The 15,220-nt window shown below is 58.4% G+C and carries 17 protein-coding genes; 13 read left to right on the top strand and 4 right to left on the bottom strand.

The features are described 5' to 3' along the window. Positions 1 to 29: 29 nt before the first annotated feature. The 5 genes from truD (at position 30) to TNEU_RS08070 (ending at position 3,462) form a co-directional block, all read left to right on the top strand. A complete protein-coding gene (gene truD / locus TNEU_RS08050) occupies positions 30 to 1,268 on the top strand; it encodes a tRNA pseudouridine(13) synthase TruD (RefSeq protein ID WP_012350936.1) in 1,239 nt (412 codons plus the stop codon). Positions 1,269 to 1,403: 135 nt separating this feature from the next. Then, entirely contained in the window at positions 1,404 to 2,201 is a 798-nt protein-coding gene (locus tag TNEU_RS08055; RefSeq protein ID WP_012350937.1) for a DUF362 domain-containing protein, read from the top strand. Positions 2,202 to 2,288: 87 nt separating this feature from the next. Continuing rightward, positions 2,289 to 2,723 carry a 50S ribosomal protein L14 gene (locus TNEU_RS08060; protein WP_012350938.1) on the top strand — a complete coding sequence of 145 codons (435 nt, stop codon included), beginning with the start codon at positions 2,289 to 2,291 and terminating at the stop codon, positions 2,721 to 2,723. Between the two features lie 65 nt (positions 2,724 to 2,788). Next, the gene (locus TNEU_RS08065; protein ID WP_012350939.1) at positions 2,789 to 3,109 is read left to right on the top strand and encodes a hypothetical protein; all 321 of its coding nucleotides are present in this window, start codon (positions 2,789 to 2,791) and stop codon (positions 3,107 to 3,109) included. Further along, positions 3,091 to 3,462 carry a hypothetical protein gene (locus tag TNEU_RS08070; protein WP_012350940.1) on the top strand — a complete coding sequence of 124 codons (372 nt, stop codon included), beginning with the start codon at positions 3,091 to 3,093 and terminating at the stop codon, positions 3,460 to 3,462. The genes TNEU_RS08065 and TNEU_RS08070 overlap by 19 nt, the downstream gene beginning before the upstream one ends. Before the next feature lie 35 nt (positions 3,463 to 3,497). Here TNEU_RS08070 and ahcY read toward each other — a convergent pair whose 3' ends face one another. Beyond that, positions 3,498 to 4,808 (bottom strand): adenosylhomocysteinase, encoded by a 1,311-nt coding sequence (ahcY, locus tag TNEU_RS08075; RefSeq protein ID WP_012350941.1) that lies wholly within the window; start codon positions 4,806 to 4,808, stop codon positions 3,498 to 3,500. A 48-nt stretch (positions 4,809 to 4,856) separates the two neighbouring features. Between ahcY and TNEU_RS08080 the strand changes: the two genes are divergently transcribed. Genes TNEU_RS08080 through TNEU_RS08090 form a run of 3 tightly spaced genes read left to right on the top strand, consistent with a single transcriptional unit; the run spans position 4,857 to position 6,797 of the window. After that, positions 4,857 to 5,702, top strand: coding sequence for a KaiC domain-containing protein (locus tag TNEU_RS08080; protein WP_148682421.1), 846 nt, complete (start codon positions 4,857 to 4,859; stop codon positions 5,700 to 5,702). 4 nt (positions 5,703 to 5,706) lie between these two features. After that, a complete protein-coding gene (locus tag TNEU_RS08085; protein ID WP_012350943.1) occupies positions 5,707 to 6,132 on the top strand; it encodes a helix-turn-helix domain-containing protein in 426 nt (141 codons plus the stop codon). Continuing rightward, positions 6,132 to 6,797, top strand: coding sequence for a B3/B4 domain-containing protein (locus TNEU_RS08090; protein ID WP_012350944.1), 666 nt, complete (start codon positions 6,132 to 6,134; stop codon positions 6,795 to 6,797). The genes TNEU_RS08085 and TNEU_RS08090 overlap by 1 nt, the downstream gene beginning before the upstream one ends. On the opposite strand, the gene TNEU_RS08095 is transcribed toward TNEU_RS08090, so the two are convergent. Continuing rightward, positions 6,789 to 8,090 carry a cyclic 2,3-diphosphoglycerate synthase gene (locus TNEU_RS08095; RefSeq protein ID WP_012350945.1) on the bottom strand — a complete coding sequence of 434 codons (1,302 nt, stop codon included), beginning with the start codon at positions 8,088 to 8,090 and terminating at the stop codon, positions 6,789 to 6,791. The genes TNEU_RS08090 and TNEU_RS08095 overlap by 9 nt on opposite strands. A 47-nt stretch (positions 8,091 to 8,137) precedes the next feature. Between TNEU_RS08095 and TNEU_RS08100 the strand changes: the two genes are divergently transcribed. Next, positions 8,138 to 8,737, top strand: coding sequence for a metallophosphoesterase family protein (locus TNEU_RS08100; protein WP_012350946.1), 600 nt, complete (start codon positions 8,138 to 8,140; stop codon positions 8,735 to 8,737). Here the strand turns inward: TNEU_RS08100 and TNEU_RS08105 are convergent. Both TNEU_RS08105 and TNEU_RS08110 read right to left on the bottom strand, forming a co-directional pair. Beyond that, complete coding sequence (locus tag TNEU_RS08105) at positions 8,699 to 9,181, bottom strand: hypothetical protein (protein WP_012350947.1); 483 nt, start codon at positions 9,179 to 9,181, stop codon at positions 8,699 to 8,701. The two genes, TNEU_RS08100 and TNEU_RS08105, sit on opposite strands and share 39 nt — an antisense overlap. After that, positions 9,178 to 9,678, bottom strand: coding sequence for a DsbA family protein (locus tag TNEU_RS08110; protein WP_148682422.1), 501 nt, complete (start codon positions 9,676 to 9,678; stop codon positions 9,178 to 9,180). The genes TNEU_RS08105 and TNEU_RS08110 overlap by 4 nt, the downstream gene beginning before the upstream one ends. Before the next feature lie 127 nt (positions 9,679 to 9,805). Between TNEU_RS08110 and TNEU_RS08115 the strand changes: the two genes are divergently transcribed. The 4 genes from TNEU_RS08115 to TNEU_RS08130 all read left to right on the top strand — a co-directional run bounded on the left by TNEU_RS08115 (position 9,806) and on the right by TNEU_RS08130 (position 15,196). Then, the gene (locus tag TNEU_RS08115; protein WP_148682423.1) at positions 9,806 to 10,540 is read left to right on the top strand and encodes a thioredoxin; all 735 of its coding nucleotides are present in this window, start codon (positions 9,806 to 9,808) and stop codon (positions 10,538 to 10,540) included. 81 nt (positions 10,541 to 10,621) lie between these two features. Then, complete coding sequence (locus tag TNEU_RS08120; RefSeq protein WP_012350950.1) at positions 10,622 to 14,344, top strand: intein-containing adenosylcobalamin-dependent ribonucleoside-diphosphate reductase; 3,723 nt, start codon at positions 10,622 to 10,624, stop codon at positions 14,342 to 14,344. A gap of 42 nt (positions 14,345 to 14,386) precedes the next feature. Beyond that, positions 14,387 to 14,860 (top strand): hypothetical protein, encoded by a 474-nt coding sequence (locus TNEU_RS08125; protein WP_012350951.1) that lies wholly within the window; start codon positions 14,387 to 14,389, stop codon positions 14,858 to 14,860. Positions 14,861 to 14,923: 63 nt separating this feature from the next. Next, positions 14,924 to 15,196: a hypothetical protein gene (locus TNEU_RS08130; RefSeq protein WP_148682424.1), complete on the top strand. Its 273-nt coding sequence runs from the start codon at positions 14,924 to 14,926 to the stop codon at positions 15,194 to 15,196. Positions 15,197 to 15,220 lie beyond the last annotated feature (24 nt).

The following is a 15,220-nucleotide window of genomic DNA, read 5'->3' on the forward strand; positions in this document are numbered from 1 at the left end:
GTATTTAAAGAGGTGGCGCCCCGGCACCCGTGATCGAGGCCCCTCCCTTCGACAGAAGCCTAGGGATGCTATACTACGCCACAGACACCTACCCATCGGGGGGCGTGATAAAGGCGAAGCCGGAGGACTTCCTGGTCGAGGAGGTGTTGTACGACGGGACGGTGGTCGCGCTAGAGGGGGTATCTATAGAGCCGAGGGTGGGGGGCTGGACGTGGATCCACGTGGTTAAGAGAAACGTAGACACAGTGAAGTTGGTGTTGCGCCTAGCCAAGGCGCTGGGGCTGAGGAGTAGAGATATATCCATCGGAGGCATAAAGGACACAAGGGCTGTCACATCCCAGATAGTCTCGGTCAGAGGGAACGTTGCAGATCTTCCCAAGATTCCAAATGTCCAGTTCCTAGGCCTCTGGCCCATGGACAAACCCATCGCGCCCTCTCTGATATATGGCAACAGATTCACCATCGTGTTGCGCAACGTCGAGAGGCGGGAGTGCGCGGAGGCCGCCTTAGCGGCCTTGGGGAAGGCGGCGTTGCCCAACTACTACGGGTACCAACGCTTCGGCACAATACGTCCAGTCAGCCACCTCTTAGGCAAGGCGCTCCTGAGGAAAGACGCCGAGGGCTTCTTCCACGTCATGTTCTGCAAGATCTTCCCCTACGAGTCCGAGGCGGCGAAGAAGGCGCGGGAGCTGGCGTGTAGGGGGGAGTACCAAAAGGCCCTGGAGGCCTTCCCAAGGGGGTTCGTTGAGGAAAGGGCGCTCCTTAGGAGGCTCGTGCGGGGTTCCGACCTGTGGAACGCCGCTATGGCGATACCCCTACAGATACTCAGGATATACATAGAGGCGGCGCAGTCCCACCTCTTCAACCTACTCCTCTCAAAACGCATGGAGCTCGGCCCACTAGATCGGCCAGTTGAGGGGGACCTGGTGGAGGTCAACGGACAGGTGACGTACTACGTGGAAGACCTAGGCGGCGAGGTCGTGGTGCCTGTGGTGGGGGCTGGGGTGAGGATGCCCCGCGGGAGGGTCCTCGAGGCTTTCGTGAAGGTGTTGAAGGAGGAGGGCTTGGAGCCCTCCGCCTTTTTACAGATGCCGAGGGGCCTCAGGGCCTACGGTAGCTACAGACGGGCTAGGCTACAGGCGAGGGACCTAGCCTACTCCCTAGGGGACGACTTAGTGCTACGGTTTGTGCTACCGCGGGGGGGCTACGCCACGGTTCTCCTTAGGGAGGTGGTGAAGCCGACGGAGCCCTACAGACACGGCTTCTAGGCGGGCCGTACCATTGCGCCGAGCCCCTCGTCTGGGATTGCCCAAAGGCGGCCCCAGAGTCCCTCTCGGGGAGGCCGAAAGCCGCAAAGGGGGGCTCTAGGCGGGAAACATTTATTTCTACCCGGTGTTAGGGACGTGGTTGAGGCATATCCGGCAGACGCCGATTTGCCTATCCCAAAAAGAGATGCGTTGGTTGTCCTGGCCGTGCACAGCTACATACCATCTCAGTCTAACCCCAGGGCGGAGCTCGTGGAGATGTTGCTGAGGAGCCTCCAGGGGAGAGACGTCTCCATCACCTTCTCCATGCCTAAGTCGTACTTCGAGAAGGCGGTCAAGATCATGGGCCTTGAGAAGCTCGCCGCGAGCTACGGCGCCAAGATAATACAGCCCCAGCAACACGCGACATATAGGCTTGAGCTGGAGACCCCCAGAGGGGGTAAGATCGCCGTGAAGGCCATCGGCGCCGCGTTCGACGAATCTCTGCTTAAGATCGTGGTTTCGATACCGGTGAGCCACCCCCAGACGATCCTCTACCTCACAATGCCCGCAGCCGCCCTCCAGATACTGGACCCAAAGGACGCGCAAGGCCTCTACGAGGGCTTTAGAGCGCTGTATAAATACATAGCTGAGATCTATAGGTTGGAGAAAAACACCTTCTGCATCGCCGACGGCAAATTCGTCATCGAAGGCGATGGGCCCATAAAGGGGTTCCAGCGCTACTGGGGAATCGCCGTAGTAGGCGAAAACTGCGCCGAGGTGGACTACGCCACGGCGCAAGCCCTTGGCGTAAGCCCAGAGGACCTGGGCTACCTTTACTTCTACTACGGCGGCGTTTGGCCCAAGCTTAAGCTGCCGCAGTTGTTGGAGAAGAACAAAATCCAGGTAAAACTCACGAGCAACGTGGGGATTCTCTTAAGTTGGAAGAGGGGGTGATGAGTGCGTTGGTGAACGAGAGGTGAGTGGCGACGGACGGGCTGAAAAGGCGGTGGAAAATATATAAACTAAGGGAGTAAGGGGGCTATGGCAAAACGCGGCGGCAAGAGGACGGTGGGCGTGCCCTATAGGTTCCACGTTACGCCAGGCATATTCATGAACAGCCTCGTCCCCGTGGCCGACAACTCTGGGGCGAAGCTCGTACGCGTAATAGGCGTAGTTGGGCACTACTCCAAGACGGTGCACAGGAGGATTCCCGGCGCCGGCGTCGGCGATATGGTCGTAGTGGTCGTGAGGGAGGGGAAGCCTGAGCTGAGGAAACAAGTGTTTAGAGCCATCGTCGTGAGGCAGAGGAAGCCATTTAGGAGGCCGGACGGAACGTGGGTTGCCTTTGAGGACAACGCTGTGGTTATAGTGACGCCCGAGGGCGACCCCAAGGGCTCTGAGATACACGGCCCCGTGGCCATGGAGGCAACCCTTCGCTGGCCGACCATAGCAAACCTAGCCTCAATCGTTGTTTAATTTCGGCCAACCCCCCACAGGCAGTTGTATCTACTGGACTTTTATTGCGGTAGAGAGACCTCTACGTGGCCACGGCAGAGCTCGACCTCCTTCTGCTGAGACTAGGCAAGCTCTCACCTGCTAAAAAAGCGGCGGTGCTCTACAGCCTGAAAGATACGCTAGATGAGGAGAGCTTTAGACACCTTGCCGCGTTGCTTGCCATAGATCTCAGCAGGGGCGAGAGCCCGAGAAGGTGGACGCCTGCGGAGGGCGATGACGTAGTCGAAGAGCTCTTCGACACGGTGGAGGAGCCCGCGGAGACGTACGACGACCCCGAAGAGGTTGTGGAAGACGACGAGTACATAGGCAAGAGGGTTGTGGAGAGGATATGGAGGTCGAGTATCTAATCGAGAAGCTGGGGCGGCACCTCGGGGGGATAGACGTGGAGAAGGTGAAAAGCGCGTTGAGGAGCCGGGCGGAGGGCGCGGAGAGGATCCTCGGCATTAGGCTGGAGGAGACCGAGGCGGAGGTAGAAGCCGAGTGCCGGAGGATCAGAGGTCTCCTGGGCCGCTACAAGGAAGAGGAGAGGAGGTTGACCGACCTCTACAGGGAGCTCAAGCTCCTGGGGGTTGCGCCCAGCGATTTGGAGGCCCTTAAGAAGAGGATGAGGGAGGTAAGAAGGAGGATACGGCTCTACAGAGAAATCGAGAAGAGGTGTCAGGGCAGGTCAGTGTCGTCACAGGTCGGACCCCAGAGTTGACATCACGGGAAAAACGCGGCAGGGGAATTTAAGCTCTACGTGCCCAGCTCCCAGGAGGTGAGGTACTGCCTCTGCTCTTCTGTGAGCTCCTCGATCTCTATGCCCATGGTCTTGAGCTTCAGCCGTGCCACCTCGCGGTCTAGCTCGTCGGGGAGCTTGTAGACGTCTATGGCGAGTTTGTTCTTCACGACGTATTCCGCCGCCAGGGCTTGGTTCGCAAAGGAGAGGTCCATCACTTCGGAGGGGTGGCCCTCCGCCGCCACCAGGTTCACGAGCCTGCCCTCCCCGATGAGGTAGACCCGTCTGCCGTTCGGCAGAGTGTACTCCTCAAGGTACTGCCTTATCTGCCTTTTGGCGACGGCTACGCGCTCCAGCCCCGCCACGTCGATCTCCACGTTGAAGTGGCCGGCGTTTGCGAGAACAGCCCCGTCCTTCATCTTGAAGATGTGGCCCAGGTTTATCGCCCTTATGTTGCCAGTGGCGGTTATGAATATGTCCCCCACCTTGGCCGCCTCGTCCATGGGCATGACTTCGAACCCGTCGAAGACGGCCTCTAGAGCTCTCACGGGATCCACCTCCACCACAATCACCCTCCTCGCGCCTAGGCCTCTAGCCCTCATCGCGATGCCTCTGCCCACCCAGCCGTATCCCGCCACAACGACGTTTTTACCAGCTATGAGGAGGTTCGTCGCCCTTAACACGCCGTCCCAGGTGGACTGGCCCGTCCCATATCTGTTGTCGAAGAGGTACTTCGTGTAGGACTCGTTGACGGCTATGATTGGGTAAAGTAGCTTTCCGGCGCTTTTCAGCGCGCGGAGCCTCAGCACGCCTGTGGTGGTCTCCTCGGTGCCTCCGCGGAGGCCAGCCACGAGCTTCTCGGCGTCTACTGACCCTGCGGTCTCCATTACGTAGTCCAGCGTCTTGTCCCGAATCCCATGTCTAAGCTTGTGAATGGTGGAGGTCAAGTCGGCTCCGTCGTCGAGAGTGACCGTTGGCTGGAAGGAGAGGGCGAAGCCTATGGCGTTGTAGTAATCCCGCTCAGACATGCCGCGCCACGCATAGACGTGTATCCCCTCCTGCGCCAGCGCCGCCGCCACCTCGTCTTGGGTAGAGAGTGGGTTAGACGGTATAACCACCACCCGAGCCCCGCCGGCCGCCAAGGTACGCACAAGGACCCCTGTTTCCTTTGTCACATGTAGACAGGCAGCCACAGTCTGGCCTGCGAGAGGCTTCTCCCGCTCGAAACGCCTTCTGATCTCCAGCAGAACCGGCATATTTCTCTCGGCCCAGTACAGTTGCTCCCTCCCCTTCTCCGCAAGAGAGAGGTCCTTAACCCGGGACTCCATCGGCGTAGTGAGGTGGCAAGTATTAAAATATGCGGGCTTTACACAACTGTGATCCCCAGGGTTCGGACTTATGTGCAAGGGCTTGACGAGATCTTATATGGCGGCGTGCCCGAAAGGAGCGTCGTGCTCCTCAGCGGAGGGCCTGGGACAGGCAAATCAATACTGGGGAGGCAGTTCCTTTACAATGGTCTAAGGAGAGGGGAAACGGGCGTTTTCGTGGCGCTTGAGGAACACCCGGTGGCGGTCCGCCGAAGCTTCCGCCACTTCGGATGGGACATATCCCAGTACGAGCGGGAGGGGAAATTCGCCATTGTGGACGCCTTCACCGGAGGTGTCGGAAGCGCAGCCCAGAGGGAGAGATATCTCGTGAAACAGGTAGACGATGTCTACGAGCTAAGCGATGTGTTGAGACAGGCAATTAGGGATATAGGCGCCCGCCGTGTGGTAGTTGACTCAGTGTCTACCCTTTATCTGACGAAGCCGGCAGTCGCCAGAGCCACCATCATGACGCTGAAGAGGGTCATAGCGGGGCTGGGATGTACGGCCTTCTTCGTATCTCAAGTGTCGGTGGGGGAGCGGGGCTTCGGGGGCCCTGGCGTAGAACATGCGGTAGACGGCATAATCCGCCTCGACTTAGACGAAATAGACGGCAAGCTACATAGGTCCATCATCGTGTGGAAAATGCGAGATACAAAACACTCGATGCTACGCCACCCCATGGAGATAAAAGACAGCGGAATAGAGGTGATGTGGGATAGATATCTAAAGATCGTAGGAAGTACCGTTAAAATAGAGCCGATCTCTAAGGAGGAGGTAGAGGCTATGCGAAAGGCTGTGGAAGAGGTCGAAAAACAGCCGGCTCAGAGAAAAGTTGAGATAGAGGTGGAGGACTAGGGCCATGGCTGAGATCCCGCTAAAGCCGACGGGACGTGAGGAAATTAGAAAGCTGGAGTCTGCGCTATTGGTAATGTCTTTGTTTGACAAAGAAACTCTTGAAGCGATTAAAGACCCAGCCACTAGAGTGACTTGGGTAGACTCGCTTTATACCGCCGCTGCTGCCTTAGCTAGAGAGAGAGCTGGCATTTCTACATCTAAAATAGCTGAAGAGCTTGGAGTCACTGAGGCTACTATAAGACGTCATTTAAAAGGCGAAACCAAGGCCGGCCAATTAGTGAAGAAAGTATACGATAAGTTGTCTAAGGAAGGTTTTAAAGTAGAGTTGCCGACGGAACTGGCTGAGGAGTGTACAAAACAGATAACTGAACTGAAAGATAAAATAGAAAAAGTAAAGAAGATGTTAACGGAGATTCAAAGTTGGCTTTAATGATTACTATCCTAAATGATGTAAAAAGCTTAGGAGTTTTCGTAGCTTACGACGTAGTATATGGGGTGGATAATATGAAATATACACCGCAACTTGAGGAGGCGATAAACGCGGCGGTGGAGGAAACGAGAAAGACTCTGTCTTTGGAGACGCTAAGGGAGCACCCCGTAATTAGGGCCTACCGCGACTTCTACTGGAAAACCCTGAAGATAGACCCTACGAAGCAACGGCCTGCGCAAGAGGCCCTCCTCAGGAGGGTGTTGCGGGGGGAGCCTCTGCCGAGGATTAACCCGGTGGTAGACGCGGGGAACGCCGTTTCGATAAAATACGTCGTGCCCATAGGCATCTACGACATAGCGAAGATCCGCGGCGAGACCCTCCGCCTAAGGCGTTCGAGGAGGGGTGAGGTCTTCCGCCCAATTGGGGGCCAGCCGTACGAGCTGGATAACCAAATCGTCCTAGCCTCCGACGGCCAGATACTCCACGTATATCCCTACAGAGATAGCGTGGAGACCAAGGTGGATGAAACAACTAGGGACGTGCTTGTGGTAATCGCTGGGGTCCCCGGCGTCGAGGAGGAGCGGTTGTTGGAAGCCGCGCGCCACCTCCGCGCCCTCCTAACGCTTCTGGGAGGCGCCGCCGCGGGCGACATAAGGCTAGCGTAGCCTCTCGAGGAACGCCTCTACGAGCTCACCCACGGTGGGCCCCTCCAACACCCTCAGCCTCCAGCTCGCCCGCACGACGGGCTTGTCTATCTTAATCGCCTTCTCGATCCTGGCGGGCGTCGCCACAATTACCACGTCGGCGTCGGCCCTCTCGATGGTGGCCTCGAGGTCCCTCCTCTGCTCAGGGGTGTAGCCTAGGCTGGGCAAGACGGGCCCTATCTTGTAGTCCTCGTACACCTTCTTTATCACCCCCACGGCATAGGGCCTGGGGTCGACGACGGTTGCGCCGTATTTCAGCGCCGCGATGTAGCCGGCCCCGTATGGCAAACCGCCGTGTGTAACAGTGGGCGCGTCCTCTATGACCAACGCCCGTTTCCCTGCCACATCGCCGCTGAGGTACACCTCCAGATCCGCCTTCGTGATAGAGGCCCGCGGGTTCACCCGCGTCACGTTGGAGACAACTCTTCTGACCGCCTCCTCGCCGGCTTCGCCGACCTTGGTAATTACGACAGCATCTGCGAGGCGCAGATTCACCTCGCCCGGGAAAGATCCCACCTCGTGCCCAGCCCTACGCGCGTCTGTAACCACGACCATGTAGTTGGGCCTAAAGAAGGGGAAGTCGTTGTTGCCGCCGTCCCAAACGATGACGTCACCCACCTTCTCGGCTTCCCTAAGCACCACGCCGTAGTCGACGCCGGCCAGCACCGTCACGCCCATCTCCACATACTGCTCGTACTCCTCCCTCTCCTCAAAGGTCAGCCGCTCCAGATCCCTCTCGCTCTTAAACACCTCGGCAACGCTAACCTCAAGCTCCCGGTACGGCATCGGGTGTCTAACCACAACGGGTTTGTACCCCCTACCAGCCAAGTCCTTGACCACCTCCCGGGAAACGGTGGATTTGCCGGCCCCCGTCCTAGTGGCCGTGATCGCGAAGACGGGCCTTATGGAGTGTAGATAGGTCTCGTTTGGCCCATGGATCCTAAAGGAGGCTCCGCTCGCCAACACGGCGGAGATTATGTGGCCAACCTCGTCGTAGAGCAGATCGCTGTACGCTAGAACCGCCTCGTCGACGCGGAGCTCCCTCAGATACCTGGTGAGCTCCTCGTAGCTCCTCCAGACATATATGGGCACCCCCTCGGGGACCCCCGATAGGGAAGGGGGGTACCTCCTCGCCGGTATCGGGATCTGCGTCATGAGGAAGGCCACCACCCTCGCCTCGCCGGAGCCTCGGTAGACCGTGTTAAAGACGTGGAAGTCTCTGCCTGCTGCCCCGATGATTGCAACCCTACGCATGTATACCGCCGAGGCCAGAGTTTAAAAAGTGGTGGGGGCATGCCTAAGTGATCGTCTTCGGCGACGTGCACATAGGCTCACCTCACGCCAAGATACAGGAGCTTAGGAGATGCCTGAAGGCGCTCAACACGGACGAAGTAGCGATAACCGGCGACCTCTTCGATGACCAACATAGGCTTGTGGGCTACGACGACGCGGCAAGGCTCATAAAAAAGGCCATGGAAATCCTCCAGATAAAGCCGCGCCGCCTCTACATATCCTTCAGCTCCTCCTCGCACGACCCACAGTTGCCCGGCCCCCTCGTAGCTAGGATAGACGGCGTTGAGGTATACGCCGATAACGGCAACGTTTTGATAGAGGACGTGGTCAAAGCCGCGTTGACCCACGGCGACGCCGCCGTGAAAAACGGCTTTGCCGCGTACCTCATAGACCTCGCCAGGAGAGGCCAGGTGGGCAGGTGGCTGAGGAAGAAGCTGGCGCTGGAGGACGGAGTTTGGCTGATCTACGGCCACAGCCACGTGCCGTATCTAAACGCGGAGGAGAAGATACTGAACCCAGGTAGCTGGAAGATATACGGCGTGAGGAGGCTCAGGGGAAACGTCTACCAACTACCTTCTCCCAAGCCTCTCTGCCAGCCAGACCTCTAGCCTCCCCAAGGCCTCGGGGAGCCTCCCCAGGTTGACCACCTCCCTCTGCTGTAGGTCGCCCCCCAAGCACCTTCCCCACATCACCCGGAACTTTACATTGCCCCGCGCCACCCTCCTCACGTTTTCAAGAGTCACCTCCTCCTGGTTTACAACCGCGCCAGGGCCTGCGTAGGCCAGCCTATGGGCGTAGCCGACGTAGAGGAGCTCCCCAGACGCCTGGGAGAGAACCCGCTGGATAGTCTGCCTCCTGCAAGTGGACATGTTTAAAACCCGCGTCCTGTATCCCATCTTCGCCACCAGTGCCCCAACTACGGCGAATTGATACGACGAGCCAGGCGGCGGGGGGATCACGGTCACATCGCCTAGGGGGTTCGAGACGTCAAACAGCAGGTGGGTGTAGAAGTCGCGGAGTAGGTACCTCCCCGCGGCCTCTCCAAGCATCATAGGGAAGAGAGAGTCTCCATAACCTCGCTGGGGGACATATAGCCGAAGTGCACATAGCCTCTGTCTTTCCCCAGGTGGTAGAAGAGGAGGGTGGGGGTGCCGTATACGCCAACCTCCTCAGCCACCTTTTCGCACTCCCTCAAATTCCCCTCAGGGCAACTGCCCGTCTCCACCCTCTTTCCCGAGAAGACCTCCCTGATAAAGCCGAGCCTCTCCCCCTCCGAGATGCACCTGAGAGCCCTGTGTAGATGCTCAGCCTCCCTATGTACAACGTAGTCGCACATGGCGTATATGATTAACCCCCTCTGCGCCATCTCCAGCAACACCTCTTCTGTCTCTCTAAAGAGCTTGGCGCAGAAGGGGCACCTCAGGTCGAAGAACACAACTAGCGCCCTTTCGCCGCTTCCCACCTTCACAGACGCCAGCTCAAGTATCCTCCTTACGGCGTCGCCCCTCGTTACAGGCGTCAGACGGGGCCTAGGCCTTCTGAAGAGCACGGCGATAGAGACAAATAGCCCATAAAAACATTTCACCGGTGGCGACATTGGTCTTAGCTGAGCTGTGACGAGGGGAACGATTGCGGTACCGGAGATAGGTACTTATACAGCAATGTACGTGGGCCTTATGATCAAGGTGGTGATACACCACACCTGCAAGTCGTCGTATGTGCTGTACAAAGCGCTCAGGGGAACCCCCGGCATAGCCTTCGAAATGGTCGGCACAAGGTACCTCCCATACCTCAAGAGCTACATCTTAAGCGTCCCCGCGGTGTTTAACGACGGGAGGCTCATCTTGCTTGACCCGGTGGAGCCAAACGACGTTTTGGCCTTAAGAGACGGCAAGACGGAGAAGGACCTAGACCTCGACGAAGCCGCGGAGAACTTCATGAGAGGCGTCATGGCGAGCCAGGCCATACTGGCCGCGGTTATGTTGTACAAATCGCTGAAGCCCGCCCTCGAGCCGGAGCTGGTGGCGGTGCTCTCGAGGGCTAGGTACCACCGGCAGGAGGATAAGACCGACCAGATCACGAGGAGACTCGCCGAGAGGGAGGAGGAGCTGATACGCGAAAACTGGGAGCGCCTCGTCAAAATACTGACCTTCGGCCTAGTTAGAGAGATGTACTGGCTCGGAGCCGACGTAGACAACGTCGAGCCTATCCACGTGAAGATGTGGCTGTTGGCTAAAGCGACGGTGGGCAGGCTGGGCCTGCCCTACCCAAAGCCCGCAGTCCCAGAGGACGTAGCCGCGGCGGTGTACACAACGCTGAAGGAGTCTGGCAGGAGGTACCTAGACAAGGTGGCCGAGGAGCAGACCACCATATTGACAGACGCGGACTTTATGTCGTTAGCCAAGGTTTGACAGGAATATAGAAACTTCCGGGGATCTCCCCCCTGAAAGTTATTAACTGTAGCGAATATATAGAAAAACAGAGGATCAGCCATGTATCCAGTCACCAAGCTCGATGGGTCCACGGAGCCTTTCTCGCCGGAGAAGTTGAAGCTCTCTGTCCAAAGGGCGGCTGGCGAGGTAGGGGTTGAGGTAGACGGCGAAGTCGATATAAAGATGGACCGTGCTGTGGGGTCGTGGGAGCTGGCGGATCTAGTCCAGCTTGAGTTGCTCAAACGCGCCATAGATAGGCCGGAGCTTGCGGAGGTGGCTAAGTCCCACCTCCTGGGCAGGGTCTACAAGGAGGTCTTCGGCAAGGACTTCCTCAGGCACAAGTCGGGCTATCTAGAGCGGGCTCTCGCGAGGTATAGACAGCTGGCGGAGGCCGGCCTGCTGAAGGAGGAGTCTCTACGCCTACTGGAGGCCTTCGAGCCCAAGCCCGACTTCGACCGGTCGCTCAGCTACAACGCCCTCCGTCTCTTCACCAACGGCAACTACGCCCTGAGGGGCGGAGACTTCAGGTTGGCCGAGACCCCCAGCATGGCGGCTTGGCGTGTCGCCACAGCCGTCGCCCGGGATGTGGAGACGGCGAGGAGGTACTACGGCGTAATCACGTCGCTGAGGATAGTGCCGGCGTCGCCCTTCTGGTTCAACGCCTGGACTAAGAAGGAGATGTTCGCCTCGTGCTTCACGCTGGAGGTGGAGGACTGCCTATCCTCCCTCTCCCACCCAGGCCGCTTCTGCATCTACGACGCCCTTGCCTACTCCGGCATAATACAGCAGTTGGGCGGCGGCGTCGGCTACGACTTCTCCCTGCTGAGGCCGGAGGGCGACGTGGTGAGGGGGAGCGTCGGCGTTGCCTCAGGCCCCGTCAGCTTCATGAAGCTGTTCGACACCAACGTCGAGGTGATTAAGCAGGGGGGCAAGAGGAGGGGCGCCCAGATGGGCACGCTACACGTGTGGCACCCCGACGTGAGGAAGTTCATAAAGGCCAAGACGGGGGAGCTCAAAGACGCCCACCTCCAGAACTTCAACATCTCGGTCTTCGTAGACGACGCCTTCATGGAGAAGGCGCTGGGTCTCGACAAACCGGAGTACCCCCTGGTGAACCCGAGGATATATCTTGAGAGGGCCGGGAGGAAGCCCGTAGAGGAGACCCGCGTCAGCCCGCCGCAGGAGGCTGTGGCCGGCTGGGTAGACGCGAGGGAGCTCTTCCGCGAGATCACGGAGGGCGCCTGGGACTCGGGAGACCCCGGCGTGATATATAAGGACAACCTAAACGCCTCCAACCCCCTCCTCGGCGAAGAGATAGAGGTGGCCGGCCACAGATTTAGATACGTCTGGAGAGCCGTCAACCCCTGCGTCACGGGCGATACGAAAGTGCTAACTAAGGAGGGCTATCTCAACATATCGGAGGTATACAGAAGAGCTAAAGAGAGGGGAGAGCTCGCGCTGATTACCGAGGGCGTTGAGGAGGATGGAGATCCCAGAGGGTTCGCCGCAGAGGTCGTGGTTCCTCATGTAGTGGTCACCGCGGATGGGAAAACTCAGGTGAGGTACGATGTTGTTAAGTCTGGCGTGATAAAAGTGGGGACGAAAGATGTCTACAGAGTTGTGACTAGGGAGGGCTTCGAGATAAAGGCTACGCCAGATCACCGTCTGCTAGTGGTGAAAGGAAGCAGGGATAGACCGAGCGGGTTTGAGTGGAAGCGCGTGGATCAGCTGAGGCCAGGGGACCTGCTGGTCATAGCGCCTGTGGATATCGAGGGCGAGGACATCGGCGAGGACACGATGCCTTTGTCTGTTGCCTACATGCTGGGCCGGGTGGTGGGAGACGGCTCTGTAACCGTAGACAAGCACAACAGGGCTCACATATTCATATACTTCGGCAGGGACGAGCTGGACGACGCAGTAAGCCTAGTTGATATGTTGAAGGCGGAATACGGCTCCGACCTCAGCTACAGCCTTACTGAGACGAAGAGCGAAATTAAGCTGGAGATACCTGGCGCGTTAGGTAGGGCGATCGCCTCGTTGGTACCTGAGCTGATACACGCCAAGAGCGGCGAAAGGAGAGTGCCGGAGATCATCTTTAGAAGCAAGCCGAGGATTATCAAGGCGTTCCTCAGAGGCCTGTTCGACGCAGACGGCACGGTTGACGCGGACAGCGCCATAAGACTCACCTCTCAGTCTCTGCAGTTGCTCAGAGATGTGCAACAGCTATTGTTGCTGTTCGGGATATACTCGGTTATCTACACGCGCAAGCGTTCCGGGGGCGGATTCACGTACACTACTAAGAGCGGCGAGAAGAGGGAGTACAGAGGCTCTGGCCAGTACTACGAGTTGGTGATCAAAAACGAGTCGAGGTGCAGGTTCGTGGAGAAGATAGGGCTGACGCCGCGCAAGCTGGCGAAGGTCAGCACGAAGAAGTGTAGGCGGGAGAAGCCGTTTGCCACGGTGGAAAGGGTGGAGTATATAGGGAGGGAGGTGGTTTACGACTTCGGAGTTCCCCAACACCACCGCTATATTGCCGAGGGAATTGTAAGCCACAACTGCGCCGAGACCGTCCAAAACCCCTTCGAGGTGTGTAACCTCACCCACATAAACCTGGTCAAGTTCGCCAGGGAGTGCGCCGGGAAGACCTTCGAGGAGAAGCTGGCGTGTATAGACTGGGAGGGCCTCGCCGAGGCGGCCCGCCTGGGCACTAGGTTCCTCGACGACGCGATAGACCGTAGCTACACGGGGATAGAGGTGATAGACGAGATGAACCGCGCCACGAGGAAGAACGGCCTCGGCATCATGGGCTTCGCTGAGCTGTTGATAAAGCTGGGCATCCCCTACGCCAGCTGGGAGGCGGTGGAGCTGATAAACAGGATAATGGCGTGGATATACGTCAACGCCCTCGACGAATCCGCCGAGTTGGCCAGGGAGAGGGGGCCCTTCAAGTTCTTCGAGAAGTCGGCGTACGCCAGAGGCGAGATACCGGTTCTGAAGTTCCAGGACTACGTCTGGGGCAGGTGGGAGCGCGTCAGAGGAGCCCTCCCGCCGGAGCTGAGGGAGGCAGGCGACCGCCTCCGCGGGATAACCATGAGGACGAGGGAGTGGCTGAGGCCGAGACTTGAGGCGCTGAGGGAGAAGGTCAGAGGCGGCGTGAGGAACTCGGTGGTGTTGTCCATAGCCCCCACGGGCAGAACCAGCATACTGGCCGGCACCACAAGCGGCGTGGAGCCCGTCTTCGCCCTGGCCTTCATAAGGAACGTGACCGTCGGCACCCTCATAGAGTACTACTGGCCGGCGGTGGAGTGGCTGAGGGCGAGGGGCCTCTGGACGCCCCAGGTGAGGAAGACTGTGGAGGAGACCGGCATGCTCAAGGACGCCCCTCTGCCGGAGGAGGTGAAGCACCTCTTCGCCACCGCCATGGAGATCGGCTGGCTGTGGCACGTCCTAATGCAGGCGAGCGCGCAGCAGTGGGTGGATCAGGGCATATCCAAGACCATAAACATGCCCGCCAACGCCCCAAAGGAGGACGTATACTGGGCTTTCGCCCTCGCGTGGGCCCTCGGCGTGAAGGGCATAACGGTGTATAGAGACAAGTCCAAGTCTGTGCAGGTGATATACACAGGGCTGAAGCAGGAGATAAAGAAGAAGCTGGCCGACACGAAGATAATAGTGAAGCCCGTGGCCCTAGAGGCCTCCATAGAGGAGGCCGCCGAGAAGGCCAAGTTGAAGGCCCTAGAGGAGGGCAAAGACCCCTACTGCAAAACCGGAGAGTGCGGCTAGTTTTTCAGAGTTGGCCTAATAAATGGAGGCGGCGTCTACGCCATGATTAACATCATATCTAGGTCCGTGAGGATAGGTCTCATCTTTGTTATTTTCAGCGTACTATACACGTTGTTTAACGTCTGGTGGGCAGGCGTGCTGGACGTATACCCCCTGTTGGTGGGGGTGTACATGATGACATTCGTCTCTGTTGTGCCGTACATCGTTGTAAACATTGCGACTGCCCTTAGAAACAGGGGCGACGGCAGATGGCTTGTGACCGTGGGGCTCTCGCTAGCCCTCTTCGCCTCTCTAACGGCGGCGATGGTTAAGCTGGGCTACTTGCGGGGGGCCGTAGCGCCGTTTTCGCTGACCCAGCTGAGGTTCGACAGCACGTTGGCGCTCTCTCTAGCTCTGCTTGGCCTATCGTCCCTCGTGTATTTAGGCGGCGTGCTTCCCGAGGGAAAGAAGTTGGCCCGCGCGATCTACTTCAGCTTGGTTGAGGGCGGCGAAGACGGCGAGACGGAGGTCGTGTGACCGCGCCCCGGGGACTAGGCTCTGCCGGTGCCACAAGATATAAAGACAAACGTCTTCAGCGTTGTGGAGGGCGTTTTGCTGATACGTGAGCTAGAGGGCGCGCCCTACGAGTTAGTCGACATACTTAGGTTTGAGAAAGGTCGCCGCTATATATACAAGCTCCCCGCAGGGGACCGGGAGTACTACATACACGTTGTATCTCTGAGGGATGCCGTCTACGTCGAGCTCTGGCACCCCAGCTACGCGGTGCCGCTGTTGGTCTTCCGCGTTTCCGACCGAGACGAGATGTCCCGCCTCTTTATCCTTCTCAAGTCGCTGGCGGCCGCCCTCCGCTAGTGGCGTCAAAAGTTTTATAGAGCG

This window comes from Pyrobaculum neutrophilum V24Sta (assembly GCF_000019805.1).
Taxonomy (GTDB): domain Archaea; phylum Thermoproteota; class Thermoprotei; order Thermoproteales; family Thermoproteaceae; genus Pyrobaculum; species Pyrobaculum neutrophilum.

Coding starts and splice junctions, on each gene's coding strand:
- TNEU_RS08090 (WP_012350944.1), top strand. CDS start 6,132: ATGATTACTATCCTAAATGATGTAAAAAGCTTAGGAGTTTTCGTAGCT.
- TNEU_RS08085 (WP_012350943.1), top strand. CDS start 5,707: ATGGCTGAGATCCCGCTAAAGCCGACGGGACGTGAGGAAATTAGAAAG.
- TNEU_RS08095 (WP_012350945.1), bottom strand. CDS start 8,090: ATGCGTAGGGTTGCAATCATCGGGGCAGCAGGCAGAGACTTCCACGTC.
- TNEU_RS08105 (WP_012350947.1), bottom strand. CDS start 9,181: ATGATGCTTGGAGAGGCCGCGGGGAGGTACCTACTCCGCGACTTCTAC.
- ahcY (WP_012350941.1), bottom strand. CDS start 4,808: ATGGAGTCCCGGGTTAAGGACCTCTCTCTTGCGGAGAAGGGGAGGGAG.
- TNEU_RS08070 (WP_012350940.1), top strand. CDS start 3,091: ATGGAGGTCGAGTATCTAATCGAGAAGCTGGGGCGGCACCTCGGGGGG.
- TNEU_RS08115 (WP_148682423.1), top strand. CDS start 9,806: ATGATCAAGGTGGTGATACACCACACCTGCAAGTCGTCGTATGTGCTG.
- TNEU_RS08060 (WP_012350938.1), top strand. CDS start 2,289: ATGGCAAAACGCGGCGGCAAGAGGACGGTGGGCGTGCCCTATAGGTTC.
- TNEU_RS08120 (WP_012350950.1), top strand. CDS start 10,622: ATGTATCCAGTCACCAAGCTCGATGGGTCCACGGAGCCTTTCTCGCCG.
- TNEU_RS08125 (WP_012350951.1), top strand. CDS start 14,387: ATGATTAACATCATATCTAGGTCCGTGAGGATAGGTCTCATCTTTGTT.